A 26,468-nucleotide genomic window follows, 5' to 3' on the forward strand; every position below is an offset into this window, starting at 1 on the left:
TAATGTTAGATTTTAGTTTCTTCTTCCGCTACTTCTGCTAGATGAACCTGAAGATCTTGATGAAGAACCACTGCTAGAACTTCTGGTGCTGCTACCAGAACTTCTGTAAGAACTTCCGCTAGAGCTACTTCTTCCAGAGCTATAGTTACTACTTCTAGAGCTACTTCCAGAACTACGGTAAGATCCACTTCCAGAACTTCTTGTGCTTCTGCCAGAAGAATAACTTCTAGATGTGCTTCCAGAATTTCTATACGTAGAAGTTCTAGGCACAGCTACTCTACTACTTGACCTTGCAGAGCTAGGGCTGCTACTATATCTACTACTACTACTACTACTTCTTGTTGAGGAGTTGCTGCTGTATCTTGGAGTGGCTCTAGTGCTTCTACTTGTTCTGTATGCTCTATTTTGATCAACGCCTACAGTTCTTCGCGTTGTCGTATTTCCTGAATATGTTCTTGAGCTACGTGTATTTGCAGAGCTTCTAGCGGTTGCTGTACGAGATGTGTTGCTTCTGTATCTTGGAGAATCACCTCTTGTGTTTACATTTGATCTTCCACGTAATGCAGTTGAAGACAAACCGCTGTTATTTATATTTGCTCTTGTGTAATTTCCTCTTCTAGAATTATTTAATGCATAATTTCTATTAGAAAAACGATTATTTCTGCCGTAATATCTATTGCCGTAGCCATACCCGTATCCATAACCATAATAAGGTCTGTGCCATCCAAATCCAAATCCTCTATATCCTGCGTATCCGAATCCGAAACCTGAATATCCCCAATTGTTCCATCTGTTCCAGCCCCAAGGTTGGTTCCATCCGTAATTATAAAAACCTCCGTAACCCCAGTTGTTCCAACCCCATCCAAAAGAATTGCCATAACCCCAGTTATTCCAACCGTTATTATGAATATAAATGCTAACATCGGCATTATTGCTACCCCAACTTCCGTAACCTTCGTAATCATTGGTTGTGGCGTAATAATCAGTTAGTTGATCTTCTGGTATAGTATCGTCTATTTCATTGCTAGAATAAGAATCAACATCAGTGAAAATTTCACTGTCCAATATTTCATCATACTGATTTGCTTTTTCACCAAAGTAATTAGAATAGGTATCCGTTTCGGGATTATTCTGATTATAATTTTTCTGTTGAGGTCTTCTTTCTGTGGTTGGTGCGTCATCTGAATATATGCCGTCATTGTCGTAGTATGAAGATTGTTGGTATGAACCGCAAGAAGCTGCCAATACAGCTAGGGTCACCATCATTGTTATGTTTCGAATTTTGTTGTGGGGCAAAGAATATATCATCGGATCAAAATTATATTGTTGAACATATTAAAAATAACTAGTTTTACTCAATTATTGTATAGTAATATTCACAAAATTTGTGCCAAAGTCCAGATAATGAGTAAAAATTTGACAAAGAGAAGCGAGGATTATTCCAAGTGGTATAATGAATTAGTGGTTAAGGCAGATTTAGCCGAGAACTCTGGTGTAAGGGGTTGTATGGTCATAAAACCATACGGCTATGGTATTTGGGAGAAAATACAAGCAGGGTTAGATAAAATGTTTAAGGAGACAGGTCATGAAAATGCCTATTTTCCTTTATTCATTCCTAAATCCTACTTAAGTAAAGAAGCTAGCCATGTTGAAGGGTTTGCTAAAGAATGTGCGGTTGTTACGCATTATCGATTGAAAAATGCAGAAGATGGTAGTGGGATCATTGTTGATCCAGATGCCAAATTAGAAGAGGAATTAATTGTTAGACCAACTTCTGAAACCATAATTTGGGATACCTATAGAAAGTGGATACAATCCTATAGAGATTTGCCATTATTAATAAACCAATGGGCAAATGTGGTACGATGGGAGATGCGTACTAGATTATTCTTAAGGACAGCTGAGTTTTTATGGCAAGAAGGGCACACCGCTCATGCAACCGAAAAAGAAGCAATTGAAGAGGCAGAGCAAATGATGAACGTTTATGCGGATTTTGTTGAAAACCATATGGCGATACCTGTCATAAAAGGAACTAAAACAGAGAGTGAAAGATTTGCCGGTGCTATAGAGACATATTGTATAGAGGCATTAATGCAAGATGGTAAGGCTTTACAAGCAGGTACATCGCATTTCTTAGGGCAGAATTTTGCAAAGGCTTTTGATGTGAAATTTGCTACTAAAGAAGGTGGTAAAGAATATGTATGGGCAACTTCTTGGGGGGTTTCTACAAGATTAATGGGTGCCTTGGTAATGACACATAGCGATGATAATGGATTGGTAATTCCACCAAAATTGGCGCCTATACAAGTTGTTATTGTACCAATTTACAAAGGAATGGATCAATTGGACCAAATATCCGATACGGTTAATCCATTAGTAAAAGAATTAAGGGCTAAAGGTATTTCTGTGAAATTTGATAATAGGGACACACATAAGCCAGGATTTAAGTTTAATGAGTATGAAATGCGTGGAGTTCCTGTTAGATTGGCAATTGGACCAAGAGATATGGAAAATGGCACGTATGAAGTTGCAAGAAGGGATACATTGCAAAAAGAAACAGTTTCTGCGACTGATGTAGTAGCTAAAATTGAATTTTTAATGGAGGATATTCAGAAGAATATGTTCCAAAAAGCACTCGATTATAGGGCTGATCATATTACAGAAGTGGATTCTTATGATGAATTCAAGAAAGTTTTGAATGAAAAAGGTGGATTTATTTCAGCTCATTGGGATGGTAGTAAAGAAACTGAAGAACGTGTAAAAGATGAGACAAAAGCTACGATAAGGTGTATTCCTATTGATGCGAAGGAAGAAAAAGGTGTTTGTATGGTTACTGGAAAACCATCTAATAAAAGGGTACTATTTGCTAAAGCGTATTAATTTTTTCAAAAAATTATAATCAGGTGTTGTGATAGTAAAAAATATTTGTATTTTTGCATCCGCAATTGCGCAAAGTATGGTCCGTTCGTCTAGGGGTTAGGACGCCAGGTTTTCATCCTGGTAACAGGGGTTCGATTCCCCTACGGACTACTAATTAACATTTGGATGTATTTCCAAGCATTGACATATAATGGTCCGTTCGTCTAGGGGTTAGGACGCCAGGTTTTCATCCTGGTAACAGGGGTTCGATTCCCCTACGGACTACAAAAATTGAATGGATGAGAATCCGAAGAAATTATAATAAATTATAAAATGGCAAATCACAAGTCGGCATTAAAGAGAATCAGAAGAAACGAAGCAGTTCGTTTACGTAACAGATATCAGCATAAAACTACGCGTAACGCTATAAAAAGATTACGTGGAGAAGAATCTAAGAAAGATGCAGAGGCTCTTTTTCCAAGTGTTGTTAGTATGATCGATCGTTTAGCAAAACGTAACATTATACATGATAATAAAGCTGCCAACTTAAAAAGCAAATTAGCTAAGCACGTAGCTGCACTTTAATTTAGCTTTAAGTTAAAAGTATAGAGCCTTCCTTTAATTAGGAAGGCTTTTTTTGTTTAGTTTTTTTAAATTGTTTCGTTCGTTATTCTTAGTCTCTTCATGAATAATAGCCCTAGAATAATACAAGAGTAGAAAATTCCAATAGTGGCGTAATGGTATTTAGATAAATTATAAGCGGTAAATAACTCGTAATTAAAGGATAATATATACATGGTAATTGGGTAACACGTATAAAAAATTAAAATACCAACACTGATCCAAAATAGAAGATTTGTATGTAATGGCAACTTGTGTTTAATCGTAATTAATTTATACAAATAGATTATTGCTGCGTATAACAAGATTATTGAGCCTGCAATAATTCCAAAATTTTGAGGTTCCGTAAAAAAATCTTGATAAAATAAATTTACTATACATGTTATTACAAAAAATACACTACCGTATTTAATTATCTTCTTTGTTATTGGATATTTACTTAAATGGTAATAAATGTAAAAGAAGTAAAGAAAAAATATAATATCGAATACATTAAAAATGATAGTATTGTAATTGTGAAATTCTTGCTTGTAAATAAGTTGAATGTCATCTACATCTCTAACTATTAAGCCTAGGACTTCAGACAAAAAAGTATATGCGAGTAGAATTGGGAAATATCTTAATACAGTATCATAATAGCGTTGATATTTAGCTATGGACAGAACCAACGCTATAAAATAGAGTAATATAAAATAATTCTCCAATAGGTATTCCAGCATAATTCAGCTCAAGTGTTTACAAGATGATTAATTTTTTGGTGGTGGTACGCCTGAGCCTCTATTGAGCGTTAAACTTTGTTGACCTTGAATGTTTAAAGGTTTTGCGGCTGTTTTTGAAATTGGTGCAAATGATGCATGCGCTTTGTTGTTTTCATTTGTATGTATGCTGTAACCTTTTATATTTTCAAAATCATTGTTTAAAGGAACTGCTTGTTTGCCTTTTGCACCTTGCCCTATGTAGAACAGATAATCTCGTTTTCCATCATTATAGGTTGGTGAAAGCATAATTGAATTCTGTCTTGGGTGTTTAATGGAATCTTTTGAATTCGGGAAAAACACATCATCTGGGTAATTAGAATAGTATAATCTTAAAGTCGATATTTCTACGTTGGCATCTGCAGCTTCCTGTTCAATAAATTTTAGATACTGCTTTAAGATTTTATAATCGTAATATACATATCTGCCAACATCAAATTCTTTGTCATCTTTATAATGCTGGTTTATAGAATCTTCGTAATGTTGAATTAGAGGAACCCTTCTTTTGCTATAAGAATCAAACATGTTTTTAGCTTGTGATACTTCTACAATTTGAGCAGGAGCTTCTACAGTGGGTTTATCATTTTTATCAGGCTCATTGGGCTTTTGTACTTGGTTACAGCTAACAAGCGCTGTGAGCATCAAAATAAAGGTGATTCTAGTCAGTAACATGGTTGGTCTTTTCATTTTCCAGGAATTAGATTAATTAGTTAGAAAATAGAAAAAAGACTGGGGGAGATATCTTTCTCTAATTATGATAAAGATATTAAAAATAATGTAGGACTGCTCATAGATGACTTTGGGTTTTAAAGGAGTTAAGATTATGGAAGTTTATAAAAACAAAAATCCCGATTTCTAATAGAAATCGGGATTTTAAAATTATTTATAAAATTCTATTGATTCATAGTCATCAAGAACTCTTCATTATTTTTTGTTTGCTTAAAGCGTTGCTCAATAAATTCCATTGCTTCCACAGGGTTCATATCCGCAAGGTATTTACGCATAATCCACATACGCTGTAAAGTGCTTTCGTCTAAAAGCATATCATCTCTACGTGTACTAGAAGAAGTAAGGTCAATGGCAGGGAAGATTCTTCTATTGGCAATCTTACGATCTAATTGAAGTTCCATGTTACCAGTACCTTTGAATTCTTCAAAAATTACTTCGTCCATTTTAGAACCGGTCTCCGTTAATGCAGTAGCAATAATAGATAATGATCCGCCACCTTCGATATTACGTGCTGCACCAAAGAATCTTTTTGGTTTGTGTAATGCATTTGCATCAACACCACCACTTAATACTTTACCTGAAGCTGGTTGTACAGTGTTGTAGGCTCTTGCTAAACGTGTAATGGAATCTAAAAGGATAACAACATCATGACCGCATTCTACCAAACGTTTTGCTTTTTCTAAAACAATGTTGGCAACACGTACATGTTCTGTTGGTTCTTTGTCAAATGTAGAAGCAACAACCTCGCCACGTACATTACGCTGCATATCGGTAACCTCTTCTGGTCGTTCATCAATTAATAATATAATTTGATAAACCTCTGGGTGGTTTGCTGCAATACCATTAGCTATATCTTTTAAAAGCATGGTTTTACCAGACTTTGGTTGAGATACGATCATTCCTCTTTGTCCTTTTCCAATAGGAGAGAACAAATCTATAATACGAGTAGATATCGTGCTTTGACGCTCAGCTAAATTAAATTTTTCTTGAGGGAATAATGGAGTCAAATGTTCAAAGGACACTCGGTCACGAACTATTTGAGGGTCGATTCCGTTAATTTTATTCACCTTAATAAGCGGAAAATATTTTTCCCCTTCTTTTGGTGGTCTTACATTACCCAATACGGTATCTCCAGTTTTTAAACCGAAAAGACGAATCTGAGACTGAGAAACATAAATATCATCAGGAGAGGATAGGTAATTATAATCAGAGGAACGTAAAAATCCGTAACCATCTTGCATAATATCTAAAACTCCTTCACTAGCTATAATAGAATCGAACTCATATTCAGGTTCCTTATACCTATTCTTTAAGTCCTTGTCAAAATTGCTTTTGTCATGGGTAGGTCTAGGGTTTGGCTTCTTATTCTGATTATTATTCTGCTGAGGATTCTTTTGCTTATTAGGCTGGTTAGCAGGTTTTGGCCTAGGTCTAGGTCTTTTTTGCTCTACTGGTTCTTTTGACTCAGTTGCTTGCGTTACCTCTTTTTTTGCTGGAGCTACTTTTGTAGGCTCAGTTTTTGCAGGGGCATTTCCATCCTTGTCCGTGTTTTTTTCAACACGTGGTCTAGGTCTAGGTTTTGGTTTTGGCTTCGGCTTTTCTTCTGCTGGTTTGCTTACTTCTTCAGTTTTTGAAGGAGCTATAGCTGCAGCCACTTTAGGATTAGCTGCCTGTAAGTCCAAAATTTGATAAACTAAGTCTAGTTTTTTCAAGGTTTTGAATTTAGGAACCTTTAGTCCTTTAGCAATTTCCTGAAGCTCAGGTAGCTTTTTTGATTTTAAATCTGAAATCTCAAACATTAAGTAGTAGAATAAATTATAAGTAGTTTGTATTGTAAGAAGTAAATAATTTTATTTGGATAATCTCAAGGAATGTTTTCCTTATTGGTAGGCGTTATGACTTGATAACGTAGCAATATTACAAATTATTTTGAATTAAATGGCTATAATTTTTGAAAAGACCTGTATTTTTGCAGTGTAAAGTGGTAATTGATTTATGATTCAAAGAATACAAAGCCTTTATTTAATAGTTGTAGCAATACTTACAGGTGTTCTACCGTTCTTCTTTAACCTATGGGTTAATATAGATGGGGCAGAAGTATTCGCGAATAATGAAATGCTTATTTCTATTGCCTTTTATGCGAGTGCAGTATTAGCTGTTTGGGCTATAGTACAATTTAAAAAAAGAAAATCTCAGTTTGTTATAAACAGGCTGAACATGATATTAAATGTTTTTTTATTAGGATTTTTCGTTTACCGATCACTAAACTTATCCGGAGAGACCTTGGTCTCTGAGAAGGGTATTGGGATGCTGATTCCAGTATTTTCTATCATTTTTTTGGTCCTTGCAAATAGGGCTATAAAGAAGGATGAAGATCTTGTAAAATCTGTGGATCGCTTACGTTAAGCCTATAATCTTAGTAGTATTAGTGCGTTAAAACCCGGGGTAGTTTCCGGGTTTTTTTATGCCCTTTTATTTCTGAAAACAAGTTTCTTCTTTTCAATTATCACAAAACTGTTGCAGGATTTTAGCCTAATGTGATAAACTCTTTATGTTTTCTTGAATTCTTCGTGATACCGCATTTTTATGTTTGTTCCAAGAAACAGAAAGGCTAACGATAGCCGTTAGTTATGCTGTTTAAAACAAAAACAAATTTAAAAATTACGATTATGAAAAACAGAAAATTTACTCTTGTATTATTAGCTAGTGCCATGACAACTTTTTTTATTAGTTGCTCTGATGATGATGCTGAAGTAGTAACAGTGACAGAAACGGTGGTTGAAACAGAAACTGTTGAAGTGGATTCTTCTTTGCCAGTAGGTGATTTGATGGTAACATTAAGTGGAAATTTGGTTGCTGAGAGTGGTACACCAACACAAGGTTTGGTTGAAGTTGGTGTTGATGCAGAAGACGTTAATTTTGTTCGTTTTGCAGATGATTTTACAACCGAGCTTGGCACTGGAACAGTAGGTATTTTTCTTTCTACATCAGATGTTTTTACTGCTGATCCTGCTAATGGAAATCCAGATTTAATGCTAATTGGTAATGTTGCGGATAATGGTGAAATGTTCATTAAATTGAGCGATACGCCCGATGCTAAATACACACACATCATTCTTTGGTGTGCTACAGCTAACATACCATTTGGTAATGTAGCTTTAAACTAAAATAACATATTACTGCCTTTGGGAATAGAGACACATGATTCTGTTTTTCTATGTCTCCCAAAGGCTTTTTTTCGGGATACACTTTCTGTATTTCCTGAAATTTAATATCACAGAATTATGAAAAAAATAAAAAATTTAATTTTTGTATTTTTTTGCTTCTCTGCCGTTTGCTTACAAGCCCAAAGTGGTTGGACGAGAGAAGCCAAAGGATTATATCTACAAGCTTCGGCATCACATTTTTCTTCTAATGATTATTATACTACAGAAGGTAGATTAGCTGATCAAGGAAGTACTTTTAATACAAGTGCTTTTTTAATTTATGGAGAATATGGAATATCTAATAGACTTACCGCTATTGTTGATTTACCGTTAGTTCGTTTAAATAGTTTTAGTACAACAGAAACTGTAGGCGGTGTTGGTAACATTCAGCTTGGTGTAAAGTATAAGTTGTTAAAAAACTTTCCATTGTCTTTACAAGTAGCATTAGATATTCCTAGTAATGATGGCAACAATTTTGCGCAATCAAAAAATGCAAATGATTTTGGGGAATTTGATGAGATAAATTTACCGCTTTCTGATGGTGAGTTTAACATTTGGACCACCTTAGCTGCATCTCATGGATTTAAAAATGGAAAATCATATGTTTCTGCATTTTCAAGCGTAAACTTTAGAACAGAGAATTTTAGTAACCAGTTTCAGGCTGGGGCAGAAGTAGGTCATTTGTTCTTTAATAAATTGTATTTGATAGGGAAGTTGAAAATTCAGGAAAGATTGTCTTCTGAGAATAATGTACAAAGCGGATCATTTTTATTTGGAGAGGGAACAACGTTTACAAGTTATGGTATTACCTCAATGTATAAGTTGACCGATCATTTAAACTTAGTGGCTCAATATTCAGATTACGCAGGTTTTTTAGTAGAGCGTAAAAATATATATGACGGTGGTACATTTTCATTAGGGGTGGCGTTTGAATTATAATTTGCGGTATTACAGGGTGTGTTCATTTAAATTCGCCCTGTTTCTATCTTTTGCCAAGTTCTATAACTTCTAAATCTTTTATATTATCCTCTTCAATAATAAAACGTAACATGGTTCGCATTTGGTGAAAACCGTGTTTTCCGCAAGCACCAGGGTTCATGTGCAGAACGCCTAATTTTTTGTCCATCATTACTTTTAGAATATGAGAATGCCCAGAAATGAATAATTTCGGAGGATTTTCTCTTATCATATCACGAGTTCTAATGTTGTATTTAGGGGGATAGCCTCCTATATGTGTTATAAGTACATCAACACCTTCGCAAAAAAATCTATTGTTTTCTGGAAATTCTTTTTGGATTATATGGTCGTCTATGTTACCATATACACCTTTTAAGGGTTTTAATTTTGCTATGGCATCAGTAACATCTAAAGTTCCTATATCGCCGGCATGCCATACTTCATCTGCCCATTTTACATGTTTTAAAATGGCGTCATCTATATGGGAGTGGGTATCGGAAAGTAAAAGAATTTTGGTCATTAAAAGTTTAGGTTTGATGAAGATTTAAGTTTTACTCTGAGTAATTGGCTAAAGGTGATTAAACGTATCCTTTTTAATACCTTTGCAGTATACAAAATTAGTACATCCTTTTGAGATTCTTCATTCAATTTTCATACTTCGGTAAAGCTTATCATGGCTGGCAGTATCAGCCTAATGCCATAACAGTGCAAGAAGTACTTGAAAAAGGTATGTCTAAACTTTTAAATGTCCCTATTTCACTTATGGGCGCAGGTCGTACAGATACAGGTGTGCATGCAAAAGTTATGTATGCCCATTTTGATGTTAATAGTTTAGACAATATTCCAGAATACATTTTTAGATTAAATTCTTTCTTGCCAAGCGATATTGCAGTTGGTCGTATTTTTGAAGTTAAGGATGATGCTCATGCTCGTTTTCATGCTACATCACGTACTTATGAATATCATATAACAAAAAAGAAAGACCCTTTTTCTTCAGATTTAGCCCATTTTATTAAGAAAGAGCTGGACTTGGAGCAAATGAATATGGCTGCAAACCTGTTACTGGGAAAGAAAGATTTCGAATGTTTTTCAAAATCGAATACTGATGTTTTTACTAATATTTGTGATTTGCAGAAAGCGGAATGGACATTAGAAAATAACACTCTTGTTTTTACGATCACGGCAGATAGATTTCTTAGAAATATGGTTAGAGCTATCGTAGGAACACTATTAAATGTAGGATTGGGTAAATATTCTGCCGACTATGTTAATACCATATTAAAAAGCAAGGATAGAACAAAAGCTGGTGTTTCTGTTCCTGCAAAAGGACTATATTTGACCTCTATTGTTTACCCCAATACTATTTTAAAGAATGGATAAGGATTCTGGAAAAGCATTTGACACTCGTCTTTTTAAACGCTTACTAGCCTATACAAAACCGTATAAAATCACTTTTTATGGCGTTGCTTTGGCTGCCATTTTATTGTCTGTTTTTGCCATTCTTACTCCTTTAATTGTTAAGAAAATAATTGATGAAGCCATAAAGGGCAACAACGAAGAAATGTTGTTGTACCTAACGATTGCTATGCTGGTGGTTTTATTAGGGCAAGTAATATGTCAATTAGCTTTTAATTATTATGCCAACTGGCTAGGAGAATCTGTTATCAAGGATATCCGTATTGATCTATTTAAGAAAATGCTCTCTTTTAAAATGAAGTATTTTGATAACTCTTCATTGGGTGTTTTGGTGACCAGAGCCGTAGCAGATATGCAAAGAATTGGAGAAATTTTTAGTCAAGGCTTTTTTGTGATTGTGGCAGATTTACTTAAAATGGTCGTTGCGGCAGTTGTAATGCTATTTATAAATTGGAAGCTCTCATTGATTGTTTTTGCTTTATTACCAATAATAGTATATGCAACAAGATGGTTTCAAAAGGCAATGAAAGTTGCGTTTACCGAAGTTAGGGCAGAGGTTTCTAACTTAAATTCTTTTGTTCAAGAACGTATTACGGGAATGAAAATAGTACAACTATTTACCCGTGAAAAAATTGAGAGCGATAAGTTTAGAGAAATTAATGAGAAGCATAAAAAGGCTTGGTTAAAAACAGTTTGGTACAATTCTATATTTTTTCCAATTGCAGAGATAGTTTCGTCTTTAACCGTTGGGTTAATCGTGTGGTATGGAGGTTTACAGAATGTGGCAAATATTACAACCGATATTGCAGGTACGATTTTTGCTTTTATCATGTTGATTGATTTATTGTTTAGACCACTACGTCAAATTGCAGATAAGTTCAATACACTTCAAATGGGTATGGTAGCTGCAAATAGAGTATTTAAAATATTAGATACAGACAGCCATATACAAAATGTTGGTTCTTTTGAGAAAGATGTAGTTAGTGGAGATATTAAGTTTGATAATGTTCGTTTTGGGTATTTGGAAGACGAAGAAGTTTTACACGGAGTTACTTTTGATGTAAAAGCAGGGGAAACCGTTGCTATTGTTGGTGCTACAGGTGCTGGTAAAAGTACTATCATCAATTTATTAAATAGATTTTACGAAATCAATTCAGGTTCTATTATGGTTGATGGTGTTGATATTAAAGAGTATAATTTATCTTCTTTACGTAAACATATTGCCGTAGTATTACAAGATGTCTTCTTGTTTGCCGATACGATTGCAAATAATATTTCTTTAAAGGATGCTACCATAAGTGTAGATGATATCGAAAATGCAGCTAAAGCTATTGGTGTAGATGAATTTATTTCTAGTCTCCCTGGCGGATATCAATACAATGTAAAGGAAAGAGGTACTATGCTTTCTAGCGGGCAACGACAACTAATAGCATTTTTACGTGCATATGTTAGCAACCCTAGCATTTTGATATTAGATGAGGCTACATCGTCCGTAGATACATATTCTGAGCAATTGATTCAATTGGCTACAGATAAAATTACACAAGGAAGAACATCAATTGTAATTGCTCACCGTTTGGCTACAATTAAGAAGGCAGATAAAATTATTGTAATGGATGCCGGTAACATAGTTGAGACAGGTACACATAAAGAACTTCTTAAAAAAGGTGGTTATTATAGTAATCTGTACGAGGCTCAGTTCTTAGCTGAGGAGGTTGCTTAATCAAGGAGTCATTTTCTGAAATGTGTCCGTGAAAAAAGCCAAATAAGCAGATATTCCGATTATAAAAAACGTAAACACAGCGCCTAATAAAACTAGAAATAATAATAGTTTTAGTATGGTTTGTTTTATAGTGAGATTAAAGATTTTGTAAAATACCCAAGTAAAAAATAAAATTTGGAAAATCATATTTCCAAAAGAGACATAATACAGCATTTTAGAACTCCAAATAGTCAACAGATATAAGGTGTTGATGAGAATCGACATTTGAGAGTATGCATAAATGTTGATTACAAAATGTTCACTCAGATTAAATTGTTTTTTGTTGATAAATACAAGTCTAGATATCAGTGCTAGAAATGGAAGCATGGCTATATATGCGAGACTTTGATATTTAAACAGATAAGTATTCCATTGTTTTTGAAAATCCTGTCCCATTTTTTCTGCTTCGGTCATAGAATCTCCACTTTGATATAGAAAATCAAAGTCTAAAGCTTTTGGGAAAAATTCTGTGTAAACATAAACAAACAAACCCCCAAGGGTAATGGCTATTGTGAAATAGCTAATGGGGTTTAAATACTTCTTTCTAACACCATTAATGTAACCTCCAATAACTACATCTGGTTTTGTAAAAAGGTGTTTGAAAGTTATAAGAAAGGTGTTGTCAATGTTGAAAAATCGCTCGGTGGCATCATACCATAGATTTTTCACGGTAAGCCTATTTCGAATTACTTTAGCCCCACAATCGGGGCAGTAACTATAATCTGTTCTTAGGTTGTTTTGACAATTTTTACAATCCATTAAGCTAAATCTTGTTTAATCATATTACTTAACTGTGTAATAGAATCATAAAGAACAAATTCACCGTTTTTGATATAGGAAATTAAACCGGTTTCCTCACTAACCACTATGCTTAATGCATCGGTCTTTTCACTAATGCCAACGGCAGCTCTATGTCTTAATCCAAATCTTAGCGGAATATTACGCTCATTAGAGACAGGAAGAATTACCCTGGTTGCTACAATATAATTTCCAACTATTACTGCAGCGCCATCATGTAAGGTGCTGTTCTTATAGAAGATACTTTCTAGAATTGGTTGGTTAATTTCAATATTCATTCTATCCCCCGAACTTTTAATGAAATCTAATGAGTTGCTACGCTCTATTACTAAAATAGCACCTGTTTTAGTACTTGCCATTTTTTCACAAGCTTTAATTATAGCGTCTACATCCGTATCGGTAGATATACCTTCTTGTTTTAAAAACTTAAAGTGTTTTACAAAATTTCTTTTGTTAGCAAAATTGGTAGACCCGATCATTAATAAGAATTTTCTAATCTCTTGTTGAAAAACGATGATTAGCGCAATAAGTCCTACTTGCATAAATGCACCAACCATACTGCTGATCATTTGCATGTCTAACAATTCGGTCAATTTCCAAAAAGCCCAAACTATTACAATTCCAATAAAAATGTTGATAGCAACAGATCCTCTAACCAACTTATATATGTAGTATAGAAGTACGGCAACAAAAATGATGTCTAAAACATCTGTAATCTTAAAGTCAATAAAATTTAAAAAATCCAATCGGTACTTTTTTAGTAAAATTAAGAAAATAGATTACAAGTAATTCATATAAACTTAGGCATTTAATTGTTCATATAGTTTTACACATTCCAAAGCTTCTTTTACATCATGCACCCTTAAAATATTTGCACCTTTTTGTAGGCAAACCATATGTAATGCCGTTGTGCCGTTTAACGCTTGGTCAGCAGTAGTTTTTAGTGTTTTGTAAATCATTGACTTTCTGCTAATGCCTGCTAAAATAGGATGCTCAACAAAATTCATAATTTCCATTTGTTTTAAAAGTTCATAGTTTTGTTCTAAGTTCTTTGCGAAACCAAAGCCTGGGTCAATAATGATATCTTTGATTCTTAAAGCTTTTGCTGCTACAAGTCTTTCTGAAAAAAAGGAAAGAACCTCCTTTAAGATATCATCATAGTCTGTATGTTGCTGCATGTTTTGTGGTGTACCCCGCATATGCATCATAATATAGGGTACATTTAATTTTGCAACGGTAGGTAACATTTTGTCATCTTGTAATCCTGCAGAAATATCATTAATAATTGCAGCACCATTTCCAATACATTCTTTAGCCACCTTACTTCTAAATGTATCAATTGATAAAATAGTTTTTGGAAATTTTTGCAGAATCAAGCTTACTATGGGTAAGATGCGTTTTAGTTCAATTGCCTCATCTACTTCTAAAGCGCCAGGTCTTGTGCTATATGCACCAACATCTATAAAAGTAGCGCCATCGTTTAACATTTTTTCGACCTGATTTAAAATACTAGACTCATCTTTATATTTTCCGCCGTCATAGAAAGAATCTGGAGTAATGTTTAAAATACCCATTATTTTGGGCTGGTCTAGAGATATAAGATTACCGTTGCAATTTATGGTCATTATCAATATTTAATAGGAATTTGTGGCATTTTCCAAGTTTAAACCGTCAATCTTGATGGTTACAATTTTTTAAGCGAAATTTACACAAATTAGAAAGAATTACATGCTAGATACGGCAAAGGAATACGATGAGGTAATTGAGGTTTGTTTAAATCTGTACCAGAAAAAAATGTCAGATTACGGTAGTGCGTGGCGAATTTTGAGATTGCCATCACTTACAGATCAAATATTCATAAAAGCGCAACGTATACGTGGCCTTCAAGAAAATGATGTTCGTAAGGTTGATGAAGGTGAACAATCGGAGTTTATCGGTATCATAAATTATTCTGTTATGGCATTAATTCAACTTGAATTGGGTGTTGCTGAACAACCAGATTTAAACACAGAAGAAGCGGTAGCATTATATACTAAGCATATTAAGATTACTAAAGATCTAATGCTAAATAAAAACCATGATTATGGTGAAGCTTGGCGAGATATGAGAGTAAGTTCGCTTACAGATTTAATTTTGCAAAAATTACTTAGAGTAAAGCAGATTGAAGATAATAAGGGAAAAACTTTAGTAAGTGAAGGTATTGATGCCAACTATCAAGACATGATTAATTATGCAGTTTTTGCATTGATACATTTAGGGTCAGAATCAGATAAATAAGAGTAAGAATGAAGTATTTAGTAGGGGTCGTTAGAATTTTTGTAGGTATTCTTTTTATTATTAGTGGGTTTATTAAATTGAATGATCCGGTAGGATTCTCATTTAAACTAGAAGAATATTTTAGTCAAGGTGTTTTGGACCTTCCTTTTTTGACGCCTTTTGCCTTGGCAATATCTATTCTTGTAGTTATTGTAGAAGTAATGGTTGGGGTCATGCTAATTTTGGGGTACAAGCGCAAAATTACGGTTTGGACCTTGCTGGCAATGATAATTTTCTTCACTTTCCTTACGTTCTATTCGGCTTACTTCAATAAAGTGACCGATTGTGGTTGCTTTGGAGATGCTATAAAACTGACTCCCTGGGAATCATTTACAAAAGATATTGTTCTCTTGGTACTGATTCTAATTATTTATATTGGCAGAAAATATATTACTCCGTTGGTAAATTCAAAAACGTTGATGACTTTGTTGATCGGGTCTTTACTTGCTTGTGTGGCTTACGTGTATTACGTATTAAATCACTTGCCGGTTATAGATTTTAGACCATATGAAATTGGTAAAAATATTGAAGAGGGCATGAGTACGCCAGAAGATGCACCAAAGGCAATCTTTGAATATAAGTGGAAATTTAATGTAAACGGCAATCAAGAAATTTATGTCACTAATGGAGATTACCCAACTGTTGACGGAGAATTTATTGATGTTGAAACTAGTGAGATTCAGGCTGGGTACGAACCACCTGTTCATGATTTTACAATTGAACAAGAAGGAGAAGATTTTGCAAGTTCATTATTACAAGAACCAAAGTTGGTCATGGTCATCGCTTATGATTTAAGAAAATCTAACCTTGAAGTTTTTAAGGAAATTAAAACGGTTACAGATAAAGCTTTAAAATCAGGTTACAAGGTCATTGGAATGTCTGCTTCTGGTCCTGATCAAACAGATGCGTTAAAGAAAGAGAATAATCTTGGATTCGATTTTTACTTTACAGATGAGACTACGTTGAAAACCATAGTAAGATCAAACCCTGGTATATTGGTTTTAGAGAAGGGTACAATAAAACAAAAAGTACATTATAACGATTTAGAAAATTTAGTATTCGAGTAAGATTTTAAACGGAAATAGTATAATTAGAAATATAATAACATGAGAGCAAAGATAGTAGCAGGTAACTGGAAGATGAATAAGAATTTAGCTGAAACAGAAGCGCTTTTGGCAGAGTTATCGGCAAAATTACCAGATACAAATGCAGAGGTAATGGTAGCACCTACATATGTTAACTTAGCTAGTGCGGTACGTACTTTAGAATCTTCTAAAATAGAAGTTATTGCACAGAATATGCATTATGCGGAAAGCGGTGCTTTTACTGGTGAGATATCTGCAGATATGTTATTGGATATAGGTATTGATACAGCAATAATTGGACACTCTGAAAGAAGAGCATATTTCGGCGAAAGTGATGAGATTCTATCAAAAAAAGTGATTACGGCCTTAAACAAAGGTATTCGCGTAATGTTCTGTTTTGGTGAAGAATTAGAAGATCGTAAATCTGGAAACCATTTTAAATTGGTTGAAAGTCAGTTGAAAAATGTACTATTTAATTTAGAGCCTTCAGCTTGGACAAATATCGTGTTGGCATATGAGCCAGTTTGGGCCATAGGTACTGGTGAAACAGCTTCTCCGGAACAAGCTCAAGAAATGCACGCATTTATACGTAAAACTATTTCAGAAGCTTTTGATGCTACTATAGCAAATAATGTAACCATTCTATACGGTGGTAGCGTTAAGCCAGGTAATGCTGTAGAAATTTTCTCTAAGCCAGATGTTGATGGTGGTTTAATTGGTGGAGCTTCATTAGTAGCTGACGATTTTATTGCAATCATTAAGGCTATATAAGCGAAAAAGTAAAAATGAGCGATACAGTATATATTGAATACCGTTTTACGGTAAAACCAAAAGAACCGGCATCAGACCTTCTTATAGCAGAATTGGGTAATGTTGGTTTTGAAAGTTTTGTTGAAGAAGAAGATGATGTGTTGGCGTACATTCAGAAAACTGATTGGTCTGAAAATATCTTAGAGAATGTTCAGATTCTTGATAATCCCAGATATTCATTTACTCACGATTATAAAGAGATTGAGCAAGAGAATTGGAATGCCACATGGGAGCAAAATTTTCAACCTATTATAGTTGATGATGTTTGTATGATCAGGGCTCCTTTTCATGAGAAAATTAAGGTTGAATATGACATTGTTATTGAACCTAAAATGAGTTTTGGTACAGGTCATCATGAAACAACCCATATGATGCTTCAGCATATTTTGCAGTTAGATGTAAAAGATAAAACTGTTCTAGATATGGGAAGCGGTACAGGCGTATTGGCTATTTTAGCAGGTATGAGAGGGGCAACAACAATTGATGCTATAGATATCGATAATTGGTGTTACTTAAATGCCAAAGAGAATGTTGAGCGTAATAATATGGATTTTATATCTGTGTATGAAGGTGATGCTGCGTTATTAAAAGGGAAAAAGTACGACTTAATAATAGCAAATATCAATAGAAACATATTATTGGCAGATATGCCTAAATATGTACAATCTTTAAATTCTGGAGGGGTATTGTTATTAAGTGGTTTTTATACAGAAGACTTAGATATGATTACACAAAAGTGTGTCGATTTAGAGTTAAAGTTTGAAAAAAACCTTGAACGTAATAATTGGGTTGCAGCAAAATATGTAAATTAGACAGTATTAATTAAATTAATATGAGCACTAAAGAAGAAATTTACGAAGAACTACTTTTAGAAGAAGAGACGGTTCAGCAAAATGAAATCGTTCTTTTCAATGATGAGGTGAATACTTTTGATCATGTAATAAATACATTAATTTCTGTATGTGAACATTCGCCAGAACAAGCAGAGCAATGTTCTTTAATTGTACACTATAAAGGAAAATGTACTGTGAAGACGGGGGAGTATGAAGAACTTAAACCACAATGTTCAAAATTGTTACAAGCGGGTTTAAGTGCTGAAATTACTTAAGACTGAGATTTTATTCATTATCTATTAAAATAAAAAAGACCCCTTATTTCTATAAGGGGTCTTTTTATTAGATTAATCTAAAAAATAAATTATATGATAGATAGAAGTTTATACCAATGGTACACCATTCAGTCTCTTTTCAATCTTCTTCTTTTTCTCGGTTAATCTTTTCATTACGTCCATTAAATTAGAATCCTTAGTTTCTTTATAAACCTCGTTGATGCTCAAGATAAGTGCTTTCGCCTCTCTTGATGCTTCTACTCGGTCACTAGTGGACATATTGCTCATTTTTCGACTTTCAAATTCCTGAGCTTTTTCAAGTAACTCCATGTGATGCTTTTTTTTCAAAGTTAACATAATATTCAAATTACGCAATTCTTTGTTGATTGTATATAGTTATGAGGCTATTAGATAATAGTATTTATGAACAATTTAACAAAAATGGGGGGTTTAGAACCTTTTTTTCGGAAGGGAGTGCGATTTTTATTTCATTTTTTTAATCTGTGATTTATAAATTTATAATTTGAGGTGATTTTTTAGTTTAATTCTGTTATTCAAGGTCTTAAATTATATATCAGATAAATTGTAGTACTTTAATTGATGATTAATCTAATTTTAAGTCTATTTAGTTGCTAAATATTTAAAATTGGATATATTTGTGTAATCGATTGCATTAATTTACAACGCGAATTATTTTTTGTGAAAATTTAGTGTTTTTTCATTCTAGAATAGTAATGCAATACGTCGTTTAATATCAAATAAAGGGAAACCTTCAAACAAAAAGTAATGAGTAAGTCCGTAGTAAATAATAAAACATTCATAACAGAAGATTTTCTATTAGAAAATAAATTCTCCCAACGATTATTTCATGAGTATGCGGCTCAAATGCCAATTATAGATTACCACTGTCATTTGCCACCTAATGAAATTGCAAACAATCGTCAGTTTGAAAATCTGACTAAGATTTGGTTAGATGGTGATCATTACAAATGGCGTGCAATGCGAACTTTTGGTATAGATGAAAAGTATGTTACGGGTAATGCATCAGATAAAGACAAATTTATTGAATGGGGTAAAGCGGTACCTTATACATTGAGGAATCCTTTATATCATTGGACACATTTAGAGTTACAACGCTATTTTGATATTGATACTTTATTAAATGCCGATACGGCAAATGATATTTATGATGAGGCCACGGCAAAACTACAAACACCTGAGTATAGTTGTCAAAGTCTTATTAAAAAAATGAATGTTGAAGTTATTTGTACAACTGAGGATCCAATTGATAGTTTAGACCATCATACTACTATTAAAAATAGTGATTTTGATACTACTGTAAGTACTGCATTTAGACCAGATAAGGCAATCGTAATTTCTAGCGAAACTTATCTTGAATATATAGAAAAGCTATCTACAGTTAGTAAAGTGACTATTAATTCATACAAAGCTTTGTGCGATGCACTTTTGGTAAGATTAGATTATTTTGAAGAGAATGGCTGCACTCTTTCTGATCATGGTTTAAGTTATGTTCCTTTTAGCACATTTACAGATGCTGAGATAGAAATCATTTTTCAAAAAAGAGTTGCTAAAAAACAATTGTCTTTAGAAGAGGACGAGAAATTTCAAACGTCCATTTTATTGTTTTTATGTGAAGAGTATCATTCTCGTGGATGGATACAGCAATTTCACCTTGGGGCATTACGAAATAATAATGCTAGAATGACACGTATTCTAGGTCCAGATACTGGCTGGGATTCTATAGGTGATTATTCTCAAGCTAGAACACTTTCTAGTTTCTTAAATGCTTTAGATGCTAAAGACAAGCTTACTAAGACTATTTTATATAACCTTAATCCTGCAGATAATGAGGTATTGGCAACCATGATCGGTAACTATAATGACGGTAAGATAAAAGGTAAAATGCAGTTTGGTTCTGGTTGGTGGTTTTTAGACCAAAAAGATGGCATGACAAAGCAGTTGAATGCGCTATCTAATATGGGATTGATAAGTTGTTTTATTGGTATGTTGACAGATTCTAGATCTTTTCTTTCATACCCTAGACATGAATATTTTAGAAGAATTGTATGTAACCTTTTTGGACAAGAAATGCAGAGGGGCGAACTACCACAAGATTTTGAATTGGTTGGTAAAATAATTCAAGATATAAGTTACAATAATGCCAAAGCTTATTTTAAATTTTAAGCAATAAAAGCTATGAAAACTAAAAAAATTGTACTGTTATTCATTTTAATTGGCACCTTTTTAGGTTGTGAAATACAAAGTGATGTAAAGACTTTGCGTTTGGGTCACGGTCTAGATGTTAGCCATTCTGTACACAAGGCAATGGTAAAAATGGGCGAAGATTTATTAAAGCGCTCAGGTGGTAAACTTAAGCTTGAAATTTATCCTAGTCAACAATTGGGTACAGAACGAGAATGTTTGGAGCTTTTACAGATCGGTAGTTTAGATATGACCAAAGTATCTGTTGGCGTTTTGGAGAATTTTGCTCCTAAAATGAAGGTTCTAGGTCTTCCTTTTTTGTTTAGAGACCGTCAACATTCATTTAATGTACTTGACGGACCTATTGGTGAAATGTTGTTGAATGACGGTGAAAAATATTGGCTAAAAGGTTTAGGATATTATGATGCCGGTAGCCGTAGTTTTTATACTATGAATAAACCTATTGAAAAACCAGAGGATTTAGTTGGTGAAAAAATACGGGTTATGGAAAGTGCTACTGCCGTTAATATGGTAAAAGCCCTTGGCGGTTCGCCAACTCCAATTTCATGGGGAGAATTATATACTTCGTTGCAACAGGGAGTAGTGGATGGTGCAGAAAATAATCCTCCTAGTTTTTATCTGTCTAGACATTATGAGGTTTGTAAATACTATTCTCTAGATGAGCACACCGTATTGCCAGATGTTTTATTAATGGGTACATATGTTTATGACAAATTAAACGAACATGAGCGAAAATGGCTTAAAGAAGCAGTGACAGAATCGGTGAAATACCAACGTATTCTTTGGGCAGAAGCTGAAGAGGAAGCATTACGCGAAGTTCAAAAAGCGGGAGTACAAGTCATTAGACCAGATAAATCATTATTTGCGGAAAAGGTAAAAGGTATTTTCGAAGGGTATAAAGATGATAAAGATATTTACCCACTTATCAAACAAATTCAAGAAACTAAATAGTTTACTATGCGAAACAAAATAGATTCCATTTTGGGCAAGACATTGGTGCTTATCATGTCGATTATGGTCATAAATGTACTATGGCAAGTATTTACAAGATATGTAACGGGCAATCCAAGTTCTTTTACAGATGAGCTGGCGCGTTATCTTATGATTTGGATTGGTGTACTTGGAGCTGCATATGTTTCTGGACGTAATTTACATGTAGCCATAGATATTTTACCGCTTAGACAGAATAAGAAAACACAGAAGAGACTTAAAGTTATTGTTACCGTACTGATTATACTTTTTGTTCTTTTTGCTTTTGTAATTGGCGGTTCACGCTTGGTGTACATATCCTATGTTCTAGGGCAACAATCACCAGCTTTACAGGTGCCATTGGCACTTGTTTATATTATTATTCCAATTAGTGGATTATTGATTATGTATTATAAAATTTCTGACTTAAAAAATATTGAATCATGATGGAGCATTTACCAATTCTTGTTTTAGTTATTAGCTTCATATGTTTATTGTCAATTGGTACTCCGGTAGCTTGGAGTATTGCTATTTCATCTTTATTGACAATGCTGGTAAGTATACCTGCAATGCCGGCATTTACCACGGTATCTCAACGTATGGCAACTGGTCTCGATAGTTTTGCCCTCTTGGCTATACCTTTCTTTGTGCTTTCTGGTGAACTGATGAATAAAGGTGGTATTGCCCACAGACTCATTGCTTTTGCAAAAACTTTGGTAGGGTCATTTCCTGGCGGCTTGGCTTTAATTAACGTAATTGCTGCAATGTTAATGGGAGCTATCGCTGGTTCGGCAATGGCATCTGCATCTGCAATGGGAAGTATTTTAGGTCCAGAAATGGAAAAAGAAGGGTACTCTAAAGAATTCGGTGCAGCAGTAAATATAACATCAGCGACCACAGGTTTAATTATTCCACCAAGTAATGTATTGATCGTTTATTCATTAGCAAGTGGTGGTGCGTCTATTGCAGCTTTATTCTTGGCAGGATACATTCCAGGTATTATGACAGGTTTATTTCTAATGATAGTTGCATCTTTTTGGGCGAAAAAGAAGAAATATAAAGTAGGTAAACGCAGTAGTTTAAAAGAGGTAGGTAAAACATTTATTGATGCATTACCTAGTCTTTTTATGTTGGTCGTGGTTATTGGAGGTATTGTTACAGGGATTTTTACAGCTACAGAGGCTTCTGCTATTGCTGTATTATACAGTTTAATTTTAGGTTTTATTTACAAGGAGATTACCTTGCCAAAACTACCTCAAATTTTATTGGATTCTTCGGCAACAACTGCAATTGTAATGTTATTGATAGGTTCTTCTATGTGTATGTCATGGGCATTGTCTTATGAAAACATTCCACAGGATATTAGTAGCGGACTTTTAAGTTTAAGTGATAATAAAATTGTTATTCTGTTGATTATAAACTTATTGTTATTGTTCGTAGGTATTTTTATGGATATGACTCCTGCGGTATTAATATTCACTCCAATATTTTTACCAGTTGTAACAAAACTAGGTTTGGATCCTGTTCACTTTGGTATTATCATGGTTCTTAACTTATGTATAGGATTGTGTACACCACCTGTAGGGTCGGTCTTATTTGTTGGGGTTGGTGTAGCCAAAACTACCATTGAGAAAGTCTTTAAACCTTTATTGCCTTTGTTTATAGCAATGATTATTGCACTGTTTTTGGTAACCTATATTCCACAGTTAAGTTTATGGTTACCTAGCTTATTTGATTTATAATTTTATACTAAAAATCATGCAGAAATTAAATAGAAATAATATTGAGGTTTCTGATGTGTTACCTATAAAAATTGTTCAATTTGGGGAAGGTAATTTTTTGCGAGCCTTTGTAGAATATGCCTTTCAGACTTTAAATAATGAAGTAGGGTTTAATGCTGGTATTGCCGTGGTACAACCTATTGACAAGGGTATGGTGTTAATGTTAAATGATCAAGACGGTCTGTATACACTTTTTACAAAAGGCTTAGAGAATGGTGTTGCTGTTGAGAAAAAAGAACTGATTACTAATATAGTATCGGGCATTGATCCTTATTTAAATTTCAATGATTTTTTAAATCTATCGAGAGAGCCGGAATTAGAATTTGTAATTTCAAACACTACAGAAGCAGGTATTTCATTTGTGGAGATAGATGAATTTAATATGGCTCCGCCAAGTTCGTTTCCGGCAAAGCTTACAAGATTATTATTTGAACGTTTTACTTATTTTAATGGGGCAAGTGATAGAGGTTTAACCATAATACCATGTGAACTTATCAATTATAATTCAGATACTTTAAAACAAATAATCCTGGATTATATCTCTCTTTGGAATTTATCAAAAGAATTTAAATATTGGATTTTAAATTCCTGCACATTTCACAATACATTGGTAGACCGTATTGTACCTGGTTATCCTAGAGATCAAATTGAAGCTTATAATAAGCAGTTAAACTATCAAGATAATTTAATTGTAAGCGCAGAAACCTTTTTTTTATGGGTAATAGAGGGTGATGAAGCGTTAAAGAAGAAATTACCATTTCATAAAACTAGCTTAGACGTTAAAATTGTAAATGATATGCAGCCTTTTCGTACCAGAAAAGTTCGTATTTTAAATGGTGCGCATACTGCTATGGTTCCATTTTCATTATTGTACGGTAACGCAACAGTGAAAGAAACTGTGGAGGAGGATTTTACGGGACCATTTATTCGTTCTTTAGTATTTGACGAAGTTATTCCAACTTTAGAAATGGAAAAAGAGGAGCTGAACGAATTTGCTAATGCAGTTTTTGATCGATTTAGAAATCCGTTTATAAAACATCAGTTAGCAAGTATTGCTTTAAATTCTATTTCGAAATTTAAAGTTAGAGTGCTGCCAAGTTTGCTCATGTACCACCAAATAAAAGGAAATTTACCGACTAAAATGGTATTTGCATTTGCTTGTTTAATACGATTTTACAAAGGAAATTATAATGGAAATGTTATGCCCGTTAATGATGATAATGATGTTGTTTCCGAAATGGCGTTGCTATGGAAATTATGTTCCATGAATGAAATTGCCACGAAAGTTTTGGGTAAAACTCAGTATTGGGGGCAAGATTTAAATGAGATTGAAGGTTTGACCAATGCTATAACAACATCTTTAGAACTCATAGAAGAATACGGTATAGAAAAAGGATTTTTGAAATTAGGTCAGTCGTAAATACAAGGCAATGCAAAAGAAAATAATTAAAGTTCAGGAAGAGGATAATGTGGCAATTGCTTTGATAGACCTTGTAAAAGGAGACCGTTGTGAATACAATGGTGAAGAGATAATTATTTTATCTAACACGAAGGCAAAACACAAAATAGCATTCGTTGATTTGGCTATCAATGATTCTATTTATATGTATGGCGTATTGGTTGGTAAGACAGTTGTTTCAATCGCAAAGGGTGATCTGTTGACCACGGAGAATGTAAAACACCAAAGTGATAAGGTGGTGGCTAAAACCAAAAACATAGTTTGGAATGCACCCAACATTTCCAATTGGAAAGACAGAACTTTTATGGGGTATCATAGGGCAGATGGTCAAGTGGGTACCCAAAATGTTTGGTTATTTTTTCCATTGGTCTTTTGTGAGAATAGAAATATAGAAGTACTTAAAGAGGTTTTTGAAAAAGAACTTTCTATGGGGAAGGAGCGTAAGCAAAGACAATTGCTACGTAATCTTATAAATGGTAATGATGTAGATTTTAATGATGGTAAACAGCAAGTTTCTGAGCAAACTTTTGATAATGTAGATGTAAAGTTTATAACTCACCAAGGGGGTTGTGGCGGTATACGTCAAGACTCACATACATTAGCCAAATTATTGGCAGGTTATGTGAAAAATCCTAATGTAGCTGGTGCAACGGTATTAAGTTTAGGTTGTCAAAATTTACAGATAGATATTTTTAAAGATGCCTTGAATTCTATTGATTCCAATCTAGACAAACCAGTGCTAATTTACGAACAGCAGCAAATGGGTACGGTAGATGATATGTTGAATATCATAATCAAAGATTCATTTGCGGGTATTAAAGCAGCTAATTCTATTGAACGTAAACCAGCACCAATATCAAAATTGAAAATGGGTTTGGAATGTGGAGGTTCAGATGGTTTTTCAGGTATTTCTGCAAATCCAGCTTTGGGTTATGCTTCAGATTTTTTAGCTGCTGTTGGTGGTTCACCAATTCTTTCCGAATTTCCAGAGTTATGTGGTGTTGAGCAAGAGTTGGTAAATAGATGTGTAGAAGATGGGGACGCAGAAAGGTTTATGTTTTTAATGAAAGCGTATGAGGCTTCAGCAGAGGCGGCTGGTTCAGGATTTGATATGAATCCGTCACCAGGCAATATTAAAGATGGTTTAATTACCGATGCAATGAAATCTGCGGGTGCTGCAAAGAAAGGGGGTACATCACCTATTGAAGCTATCTTAGACTATGGTGAGTATGTTACTAAACCGGGCCTAAATCTACTTTGTACACCAGGTAACGATGTAGAAAGTACAACAGGTATGGTAGGTTCAGGTGCCAATATCGTTGTTTTTACAACTGGCTTGGGGACACCAACAGGAAATCCTATTGCTCCTGTTTTAAAAGTTTCTTCTAATTCTATATTGGCGGAGCATATGCCTGATATTATCGATATAGATACGGGTGCTGTTATTAGGGGAGAAAAGACCATTCAAGAAATGGGAGAGGAGATTTTGGAATATGTAATTCAAGTAGCCAGCGGTGAGAAAAAGGCAAAAGCTGATATTTTAGGTCAAGATGACTTTATTCCGTGGAAAAGAGGGGTTTCACTTTAATAAAG

The 26,468-nt window shown here is 34.1% G+C and carries 26 protein-coding genes and 2 tRNA genes; 20 read left to right on the top strand and 8 right to left on the bottom strand.

Translation table 11 applies throughout. The features are described from left to right. Positions 1 to 12 precede the first annotated feature (12 nt). The gene (locus BM296_RS08245; protein WP_091902610.1) at positions 13 to 1,266 is read right to left on the bottom strand and encodes a hypothetical protein; all 1,254 of its coding nucleotides are present in this window, start codon (positions 1,264 to 1,266) and stop codon (positions 13 to 15) included. A 138-nt stretch (positions 1,267 to 1,404) separates the two neighbouring features. On the opposite strand from BM296_RS08245, the gene proS reads away from it, so the two are divergent. From proS to rpsT, 4 genes are all read left to right on the top strand, one after another. Then, positions 1,405 to 2,880 carry a proline--tRNA ligase gene (gene proS / locus BM296_RS08250; RefSeq protein WP_027064658.1) on the top strand — a complete coding sequence of 492 codons (1,476 nt, stop codon included), beginning with the start codon at positions 1,405 to 1,407 and terminating at the stop codon, positions 2,878 to 2,880. Positions 2,881 to 2,958: 78 nt separating this feature from the next. Then, positions 2,959 to 3,030: transfer RNA gene (locus tag BM296_RS08255), tRNA-Glu, on the top strand. A 42-nt stretch (positions 3,031 to 3,072) separates the two neighbouring features. After that, positions 3,073 to 3,144, top strand: a tRNA-Glu gene (locus BM296_RS08260). Positions 3,145 to 3,192: 48 nt separating this feature from the next. After that, positions 3,193 to 3,444, top strand: a complete 252-nt coding sequence (gene rpsT / locus BM296_RS08265) for a 30S ribosomal protein S20 (protein ID WP_027064657.1) — start codon at positions 3,193 to 3,195, stop codon at positions 3,442 to 3,444. Positions 3,445 to 4,226: 782 nt separating this feature from the next. On the opposite strand, the gene BM296_RS08275 is transcribed toward rpsT, so the two are convergent. Then, entirely contained in the window at positions 4,227 to 4,922 is a 696-nt protein-coding gene (locus BM296_RS08275) for a hypothetical protein (RefSeq protein ID WP_091902612.1), read from the bottom strand. Between the two features lie 206 nt (positions 4,923 to 5,128). Then, on the bottom strand, positions 5,129 to 6,763 hold the full coding sequence (gene rho, locus BM296_RS08280; RefSeq protein ID WP_091902613.1) for a transcription termination factor Rho: 1,635 nt from the start codon (positions 6,761 to 6,763) through the stop codon (positions 5,129 to 5,131). Positions 6,764 to 6,959: 196 nt separating this feature from the next. On the opposite strand from rho, the gene BM296_RS08285 reads away from it, so the two are divergent. The 3 genes from BM296_RS08285 (at position 6,960) to BM296_RS08295 (ending at position 9,109) form a co-directional block, all read left to right on the top strand. Continuing rightward, positions 6,960 to 7,370 carry a DUF4293 domain-containing protein gene (locus tag BM296_RS08285; RefSeq protein WP_027064653.1) on the top strand — a complete coding sequence of 137 codons (411 nt, stop codon included), beginning with the start codon at positions 6,960 to 6,962 and terminating at the stop codon, positions 7,368 to 7,370. A 263-nt stretch (positions 7,371 to 7,633) separates the two neighbouring features. Continuing rightward, positions 7,634 to 8,131: a DM13 domain-containing protein gene (locus BM296_RS08290; protein ID WP_091902614.1), complete on the top strand. Its 498-nt coding sequence runs from the start codon at positions 7,634 to 7,636 to the stop codon at positions 8,129 to 8,131. A gap of 117 nt (positions 8,132 to 8,248) precedes the next feature. Then, positions 8,249 to 9,109 carry a hypothetical protein gene (locus BM296_RS08295; RefSeq protein WP_091902615.1) on the top strand — a complete coding sequence of 287 codons (861 nt, stop codon included), beginning with the start codon at positions 8,249 to 8,251 and terminating at the stop codon, positions 9,107 to 9,109. Between the two features lie 43 nt (positions 9,110 to 9,152). On the opposite strand, the gene BM296_RS08300 is transcribed toward BM296_RS08295, so the two are convergent. Further along, the gene (locus BM296_RS08300) at positions 9,153 to 9,647 is read right to left on the bottom strand and encodes a metallophosphoesterase family protein (RefSeq protein ID WP_091902616.1); all 495 of its coding nucleotides are present in this window, start codon (positions 9,645 to 9,647) and stop codon (positions 9,153 to 9,155) included. Between the two features lie 110 nt (positions 9,648 to 9,757). Between BM296_RS08300 and truA the strand changes: the two genes are divergently transcribed. Next, positions 9,758 to 10,507, top strand: coding sequence for a tRNA pseudouridine(38-40) synthase TruA (truA, locus tag BM296_RS08305; RefSeq protein WP_091902617.1), 750 nt, complete (start codon positions 9,758 to 9,760; stop codon positions 10,505 to 10,507). Beyond that, complete coding sequence (locus tag BM296_RS08310) at positions 10,500 to 12,266, top strand: ABC transporter ATP-binding protein (RefSeq protein WP_027064648.1); 1,767 nt, start codon at positions 10,500 to 10,502, stop codon at positions 12,264 to 12,266. The genes truA and BM296_RS08310 overlap by 8 nt, the downstream gene beginning before the upstream one ends. On the opposite strand, the gene BM296_RS08315 is transcribed toward BM296_RS08310, so the two are convergent. Genes BM296_RS08315 through folP form a run of 3 tightly spaced genes read right to left on the bottom strand, consistent with a single transcriptional unit; the run spans position 12,267 to position 14,728 of the window. Continuing rightward, positions 12,267 to 13,064, bottom strand: coding sequence for a DUF3667 domain-containing protein (locus BM296_RS08315; protein ID WP_091902618.1), 798 nt, complete (start codon positions 13,062 to 13,064; stop codon positions 12,267 to 12,269). Then, the gene (locus BM296_RS08320; protein WP_027064646.1) at positions 13,064 to 13,849 is read right to left on the bottom strand and encodes a diadenylate cyclase; all 786 of its coding nucleotides are present in this window, start codon (positions 13,847 to 13,849) and stop codon (positions 13,064 to 13,066) included. The genes BM296_RS08315 and BM296_RS08320 overlap by 1 nt, the downstream gene beginning before the upstream one ends. A 54-nt stretch (positions 13,850 to 13,903) precedes the next feature. Further along, a complete protein-coding gene (gene folP / locus BM296_RS08325) occupies positions 13,904 to 14,728 on the bottom strand; it encodes a dihydropteroate synthase (RefSeq protein ID WP_091902619.1) in 825 nt (274 codons plus the stop codon). A 103-nt stretch (positions 14,729 to 14,831) separates the two neighbouring features. On the opposite strand from folP, the gene BM296_RS08330 reads away from it, so the two are divergent. Genes BM296_RS08330 through BM296_RS08350 form a run of 5 tightly spaced genes read left to right on the top strand, consistent with a single transcriptional unit; the run spans position 14,832 to position 18,422 of the window. Next, the gene (locus tag BM296_RS08330; RefSeq protein ID WP_091902620.1) at positions 14,832 to 15,380 is read left to right on the top strand and encodes a DUF1599 domain-containing protein; all 549 of its coding nucleotides are present in this window, start codon (positions 14,832 to 14,834) and stop codon (positions 15,378 to 15,380) included. Between the two features lie 8 nt (positions 15,381 to 15,388). Next, positions 15,389 to 16,486 (top strand): BT_3928 family protein, encoded by a 1,098-nt coding sequence (locus BM296_RS08335; RefSeq protein WP_091902621.1) that lies wholly within the window; start codon positions 15,389 to 15,391, stop codon positions 16,484 to 16,486. 39 nt (positions 16,487 to 16,525) lie between these two features. Further along, positions 16,526 to 17,275 carry a triose-phosphate isomerase gene (gene tpiA / locus BM296_RS08340; protein ID WP_091902622.1) on the top strand — a complete coding sequence of 250 codons (750 nt, stop codon included), beginning with the start codon at positions 16,526 to 16,528 and terminating at the stop codon, positions 17,273 to 17,275. Positions 17,276 to 17,289: 14 nt separating this feature from the next. Next, positions 17,290 to 18,126 carry a 50S ribosomal protein L11 methyltransferase gene (prmA, locus tag BM296_RS08345; RefSeq protein WP_091902623.1) on the top strand — a complete coding sequence of 279 codons (837 nt, stop codon included), beginning with the start codon at positions 17,290 to 17,292 and terminating at the stop codon, positions 18,124 to 18,126. A gap of 20 nt (positions 18,127 to 18,146) precedes the next feature. After that, positions 18,147 to 18,422 (top strand): ATP-dependent Clp protease adaptor ClpS, encoded by a 276-nt coding sequence (locus BM296_RS08350; protein WP_027064640.1) that lies wholly within the window; start codon positions 18,147 to 18,149, stop codon positions 18,420 to 18,422. 108 nt (positions 18,423 to 18,530) lie between these two features. Here BM296_RS08350 and BM296_RS08355 read toward each other — a convergent pair whose 3' ends face one another. Beyond that, entirely contained in the window at positions 18,531 to 18,752 is a 222-nt protein-coding gene (locus BM296_RS08355; protein WP_027064639.1) for a hypothetical protein, read from the bottom strand. 456 nt (positions 18,753 to 19,208) lie between these two features. Between BM296_RS08355 and uxaC the strand changes: the two genes are divergently transcribed. The 6 genes from uxaC to BM296_RS08385 are packed head-to-tail and all read left to right on the top strand — an operon-like array spanning position 19,209 to position 26,463. Then, positions 19,209 to 20,627 carry a glucuronate isomerase gene (uxaC, locus tag BM296_RS08360; RefSeq protein ID WP_091902624.1) on the top strand — a complete coding sequence of 473 codons (1,419 nt, stop codon included), beginning with the start codon at positions 19,209 to 19,211 and terminating at the stop codon, positions 20,625 to 20,627. A gap of 12 nt (positions 20,628 to 20,639) precedes the next feature. Beyond that, positions 20,640 to 21,617 carry a TRAP transporter substrate-binding protein gene (locus tag BM296_RS08365; protein WP_091902625.1) on the top strand — a complete coding sequence of 326 codons (978 nt, stop codon included), beginning with the start codon at positions 20,640 to 20,642 and terminating at the stop codon, positions 21,615 to 21,617. Between the two features lie 6 nt (positions 21,618 to 21,623). After that, positions 21,624 to 22,082, top strand: a complete 459-nt coding sequence (locus BM296_RS08370; RefSeq protein ID WP_245786985.1) for a TRAP transporter small permease — start codon at positions 21,624 to 21,626, stop codon at positions 22,080 to 22,082. Beyond that, positions 22,082 to 23,377 carry a TRAP transporter large permease gene (locus BM296_RS08375; RefSeq protein WP_027064635.1) on the top strand — a complete coding sequence of 432 codons (1,296 nt, stop codon included), beginning with the start codon at positions 22,082 to 22,084 and terminating at the stop codon, positions 23,375 to 23,377. The genes BM296_RS08370 and BM296_RS08375 overlap by 1 nt, the downstream gene beginning before the upstream one ends. A gap of 16 nt (positions 23,378 to 23,393) precedes the next feature. Further along, positions 23,394 to 24,836 (top strand): tagaturonate reductase, encoded by a 1,443-nt coding sequence (locus BM296_RS08380; protein WP_091902627.1) that lies wholly within the window; start codon positions 23,394 to 23,396, stop codon positions 24,834 to 24,836. Between the two features lie 10 nt (positions 24,837 to 24,846). Then, on the top strand, positions 24,847 to 26,463 hold the full coding sequence (locus BM296_RS08385; protein WP_091902628.1) for a UxaA family hydrolase: 1,617 nt from the start codon (positions 24,847 to 24,849) through the stop codon (positions 26,461 to 26,463). The last annotated feature ends 5 nt before the right edge of the window (positions 26,464 to 26,468 follow it).

It is taken from the genome of Maribacter stanieri (genome assembly GCF_900112245.1).
GTDB lineage: Bacteria > Bacteroidota > Bacteroidia > Flavobacteriales > Flavobacteriaceae > Maribacter > Maribacter stanieri.